The sequence below is a fragment of the Candidatus Bandiella numerosa genome, from assembly GCF_021811875.1.
GTDB classification, from domain to species: Bacteria; Pseudomonadota; Alphaproteobacteria; order Rickettsiales; family Midichloriaceae; genus Aquirickettsia; species Aquirickettsia numerosa_A.
The window spans coordinates 1-5226 of sequence record NZ_JAJBJD010000070.1 but is presented as its reverse complement, the minus strand read 5'-3'; the positions used below and the strand labels follow the sequence as shown (position 1 = coordinate 5226).

The window sequence follows — 5226 nt, the reverse complement described above, 5'->3', positions numbered from 1 at the left end:
ATGCACACAATGTTTTGCAGATTAAAGCGACTATGTCCTCTAATGAGTGGAATCTTTATGAAGCAAATATTGACAATGAGTTGATTCTAAAAGTTGCTTAACGCTATCTAATATTTATGCTTCCAATCCTGTTAGCATATTTTGTAGGGAAACTGAAGTATTTACATAGCGTTTAACAAAATCAATTATTGCTGTTCTTGATGTTTTTAAAGCGGTTTTTAGATTGGGATTTGCTGATTCTATAATATTACCAGTATTTTGATCTGGTAAGGAATCTACAATTCTTAACACGTTCTGTGTTAATCTCATATAATCGGGTGCTAGATTATATGAATTTTCTATGGCTTCTTCTCTTAATTCATCTACGCTTTTTGTAGAATCATTTTCTCTCTTAAACCTTATATAGTTCTCGATATATTGTTCCTGATATAAAGGTTCTTGAACGTCAACTATGTACTGTGCATGTTCTCTTAAAATATCAGAAATATAATTATCAAAAGTAGTTAATTGACCATTTTGCTGAATATTACTTTCAATTTGATTATGTATACCAACTATTTTTTGATTTAGTACTTCATCATAGTTGCCTTGAAGAATTTTTTGTGCCTCTTGAAGTGATAACATCAATGCATCAGGTATTATTGTATTAATTATATCGTCATTAAGCCCTAAGAGGGTTAATTCTTTGCGTAGTTGTGTTTTTAGTGCATTTGAAATTTCAGTTTTATTAGCATCGGCTTCAAGTGATTTTATAACATTTTTTAAAGTATCGTTTGAATCTCTTAATCTTATATCTGATTTTTCTTTCAGTAATTTCACCAAGTCGCTTTCATCTTTAATTTTATTTGTAATTTGGCTTTTTTCATATTTAATAAAGTTATCGATAAAAGATTGTCCATCAAAAGAATTGAGGCTAAATTTGAAATAGTTATTAACTAATTCGATTTTTAGTTTATTCCTTGATTCTTCATCATGTAACAGGTCAATTGTTGCCCCAGCTACTGGTTTTAAAAGAGTTATGCTTTCATCACTTGTAGTAAAAACTAAATCATTTAGGATTTCTTTCACAATCCCATTATTTTTTCCTACTTGTTCCAGTAAGCTCGTCTTTTCAACCAATAGCTTCTGCATTTCTGGCTTATCGCGATTCTGAACTATTGCATAGATAGTAGAAGTTTTGGAGATTATTTTCCAAAAATCTCCAGAGAATAAATTTTTAGCAATGAATTTGATAATACCCCAATAAAGTCTTAAATTATTACTAGCATTCTTTATTTCTATTATAATTTTTTTATTATCATGGGCAAATTGCAGGATGTTTGTTTTTTGAAGAAGATCTTCAAAGTCACTAGCTATTTCTCCAAATTTTTTAAATTTATCGCTTCTATCTTGCATTTTTGCAGCATTATCTACTGGCATAATTGGTCATCCCTTGTGTAAAAATTAATTGCTAATCAGTTAATTTTTATACAGTATGAGGTATAATGCAAGTACATTTGAAACTATAACAGGAAATAATACTGCTAAAATTATAGATATATTTCCTGACAATCCAATTGTATGAATGAAATTTGTACCAAAGAAAATTATAAATCCTACTGCTAAGCAATGCAATGATGATAAGTTGAATTTTTTTCTATTTGTTGAACGACTAGCAAAAACGAAGCTTATCATTGACATACTAATAATATAGAGGGGTGATAATAATTCCTTAATAAAATATAATAGATATCTTGTTGACGATAAACCTGACTCTTCAGTAATGTGTATGAATTCAATTAGTTGAAGAAATGATATTGTGTCGATTGTTGCTAAATTTTCAAATATCTGTGATATAGAAATTTTTATAGGCAAAATCATTTCTTTTTCTTTTTTTATGGAAAAGTATTTATCAAATATTACAGCTTCTTTTATCACTATATCGTCATTGCGAAACAAAATTGATTTCGCAAAAACTTGACGTTCCAACCCACCATTTTGATTAATGAAAAAAATCTTGATATCATTTATAGTATTTGAAAGTTGTGAAACTCTTAAAGCATTAATTATCAAATTTTCATTATCAAGCTTATTCTTTAACCATATTCCAGATTTTGACAATGATACCAGGCTGGTTTGTTTTTTAAAATTATAAGCTTCATAATCTTGATATTTTTTGAGTAACATCGTTCCAATAGGGTTAATGGCTGTAATATTGCAAATGCCGAAGAAAAAAACTGCTAAAATAACAGGAAGGACGATTTTAAAATTTGATATGCCTATGCTTTTTGCTGCAATCAATTCATTATTTTTATTTTTTAAATTAAAATATATTAAAGATGATACTAAAATAATCATCGGTATAGTCTGACTTAAACTGCTGTAATTTTTCATCAAAGATAATTTAATAACTACTAAAAAGCTTGCTGAATACTTAGATGCTATCCTAGAAATCTCTAATATATCGAATAAAAAAATAACTAGAACAAATCCAATAAATGTGAGGGCAAATACTTTTAAATAATCACAGAAGCTACTTCTGAAGTAAGTGTTGACTAAGGACATTAAAACTAATGAAGAATTAATTGGAATAATAGAGTATTATAAATAAATGTAAATTATAAAATTTTTATTGCAACTAGAGGATTATATAGTTTAAATTTATTGTGACATAGCATAAAAGTTATTTATTTTATCTTTTTCTAATATGTGATATAAGGTAACCGGTTAAGAATATCATCAAGGAATTGTATTATGGAATTTTCATTTAATAAACTTGCATTTAATGCCGGTGAAAAATTTGGTGTTTTGTTTTTATCAGACACTAAGAAGTTGCCATCATTTTTAAAATCTAGTGCTAAATTAATAACTGAAACATTAGAGATGTTTGAAAATTTTGGTTGTAAGTTTGGAGAAATATTAGTTACAACAATTGAAATTAATGGAGAGATAAAGAGATTTTTATTTTGTGGCACTGGTGAAGCAAACAAATTGAGTAGAGTGAAAATTCAAAAATTAGGTGGTAATATTGCAGATAAATTAAATTCATTAAAAGTGCGTAAAGCTGCGATTTTTATAGATAATGAAGAGCTAAAAGACCAAGAAGATTTCTTTATTGAAAATATATGTGAAGGAATAAAATTAAAAAATTATGTATTTGATAAATATTATGTTGATAAAAAAGATAAGCATAAAATTTTTCTAGAAAAAATAAATGTTTATTCCAATAGCTTAAATGTGGAGAAAATTTTTTCTATGAGAGAAAAAATCATTAATTCCACTCATTTTGTAAGAGATTTAGTTTCTGAGCCTGGAAATGTTCTAAATCCAGATAGCTTTGTTTTAGTATGTAAAGATCTTGAAAAATTAGGTGTTAAGGTAAAAGTTATTGATAAAAAAAGTTTAAAAGAATTAGGAATGAATGCAATACTCGCTGTTGGGCAGGGTAGTGATTTTGGAACATTTGCTATATCAATGGAATGGAATGGTGATAAATCTCCCAATAAGAATGATAAACCTATTGCATTTATAGGTAAAGGAGTGACATTTGATACTGGAGGTATTAATTTGAAGCCATCGGGGCCATCTATTACTATGATGAAATATGATATGGGTGGGGCTGCTGTAGTAACTGGCTTAATAAAATCTCTTGCAGAAAGGAAAGCGAAGATTAATGTTGTAGGAGTGATAGGTTTAGCAGAAAATATGCCTTCTAGTAGTGCGCAAAGACCAGGTGATGTTATTACCTCAATGTCTGGGCAAACTATTGAAGTTGACAATACAGATGCTGAGGGTAGATTACTTTTGGCAGATGTAATGTGGTACGCGCAAGAAAATTTTAAGCCAAAAATTATGATTGATTTGGCAACATTAACAGGCGCTATAGTAGTAGCTTTGGGGCATCATAATGCAGGAATATTTTCTAATGATGATAATTTAGTAAAGCAGTTACATCAAGCGGGTAAAGAAGTGGGAGAAAGGGTTTGGAGATTGCCTTTGGATGAATTTTATGATGATTTAATTAATTCGAATATTGCAGATATAAGGAATGTTGGTAAGGGTGGTGCTGGTAGCATAACAGCAGCACAATTTTTAAAACGGTTTGTCCAAAAAGATTGTCTATGGGCACACATTGATATAGCTGGTGTTAACTGGCTAGATGATGGTGGTGATTGCTCTCCAAAAGGTGCCACAGGATATGGAGTAAGACTACTTAATGAATTTTTAATTAAGAATTATGAAAAATAATAGTTTAGGAGTAGAAATATGAATGAAAAGATTACTGAGCTTCCAGAAAATTATAGACCTTCAGAAGATGAAGAGTATATGAGTGATATGCATTTAGAGTATTTCAGAAGAAAGCTTATTGCATGGAAAGATAGTTTGACTCAGGAATCTAGAGAAACTATTGATCACTTGAAGTATGAAAGACTTAATGAACCTGATGTTAATGATAGAGCCTCGATTGAATCAGATGTAAATTTTGAACTCAGAACCAGAGATCGTTATAGAAAATTAATTGACAAAATTAATGCTGCATTGCAAAGAATAAAAACTGGTAGCTATGGATTTTGTGTCAAAAATTTTGAACCAATAGGATTAAAAAGGCTAGAAGCAAGACCTATTGCTACATTAAGCATTAGAGCTCAAGAAGAGCATGAAAGAGCTGAAAAAATATATAATGATGAATAACTTTGTAATTAATTGCTGAAGTTTGGGCCTTATTTTATAGAATAAACAAATTTTGCTTGATTTTTAGAGTATATACCAGTAATTATGATTTACCATGTTTTGGTAGGGCGATTAGCTCAGTTGGTAGAGCATCTCGTTTACACCGAGGAGGTCGGCAGTTCGACCCTGTCATCGCCCACCATTTAATTTTCTCCTTGAAACGGGGGTGTAGCTCAGTTGGTTAGAGCGCCGGCCTGTCACGCCGGAGGTCGCGAGTTCGAGTCTCGTCATCCCCGCCATTAAATGTGTGTATAGTTCACGTTTATTTTATTAAACAACCATCATAATCAATTTGGTAGATAGTTATATAATTGGCGCCCATTTTTTTTCAGCCATAATCTTGACTCTTTATAATTTGGGTCAATTTCAGCAACGAGGTTCCAAAATTTTTGGCATTGCTAAGCAAATATAGCGTCAAAGAAGAAATGTATATACACAGATAATTCAGCCATATCAGCGGCTTTGGAATAAGCCTTGGTTTTTCGATTGTATCTCTTGATAAAGTCTCTGAGAGAG

At 30.3% G+C, this 5226-nt stretch carries 5 protein-coding genes and 2 tRNA genes; 4 read left to right on the top strand and 3 right to left on the bottom strand.

Annotated features, from left to right (window positions below):
- Nucleotides 1-114 precede the first annotated feature (114 nt).
- A complete protein-coding gene (locus tag L8D11_RS03255) occupies nt 115-1419 on the bottom strand; it encodes a hypothetical protein (protein WP_236870243.1) in 1305 nt (434 codons plus the stop codon).
- Nucleotides 1420-1458: 39 nt separating this feature from the next.
- A complete protein-coding gene (locus tag L8D11_RS03250) occupies nt 1459-2544 on the bottom strand; it encodes an LptF/LptG family permease (RefSeq protein ID WP_236870242.1) in 1086 nt (361 codons plus the stop codon).
- Between the two features lie 189 nt (nt 2545-2733).
- On the opposite strand from L8D11_RS03250, the gene L8D11_RS03245 reads away from it, so the two are divergent.
- The 4 genes from L8D11_RS03245 (at nt 2734) to L8D11_RS03230 (ending at nt 4949) form a co-directional block, all read left to right on the top strand.
- Nucleotides 2734-4227 carry a leucyl aminopeptidase gene (locus L8D11_RS03245; RefSeq protein WP_236870241.1) on the top strand — a complete coding sequence of 498 codons (1494 nt, stop codon included), beginning with the start codon at nt 2734-2736 and terminating at the stop codon, nt 4225-4227.
- An 18-nt stretch (nt 4228-4245) separates the two neighbouring features.
- Nucleotides 4246-4671, top strand: coding sequence for an RNA polymerase-binding protein DksA (gene dksA / locus L8D11_RS03240; RefSeq protein ID WP_236870240.1), 426 nt, complete (start codon nt 4246-4248; stop codon nt 4669-4671).
- A gap of 105 nt (nt 4672-4776) precedes the next feature.
- Nucleotides 4777-4852 (top strand) — tRNA-Val (locus tag L8D11_RS03235).
- A gap of 20 nt (nt 4853-4872) precedes the next feature.
- A tRNA-Asp gene (locus tag L8D11_RS03230) sits at nt 4873-4949 on the top strand.
- A gap of 89 nt (nt 4950-5038) precedes the next feature.
- Here L8D11_RS03230 and L8D11_RS03225 read toward each other — a convergent pair.
- Nucleotides 5039-5226 (bottom strand): hypothetical protein (locus L8D11_RS03225; RefSeq protein WP_236870239.1); only part of this gene is annotated, 188 nt, incomplete at its 5' end.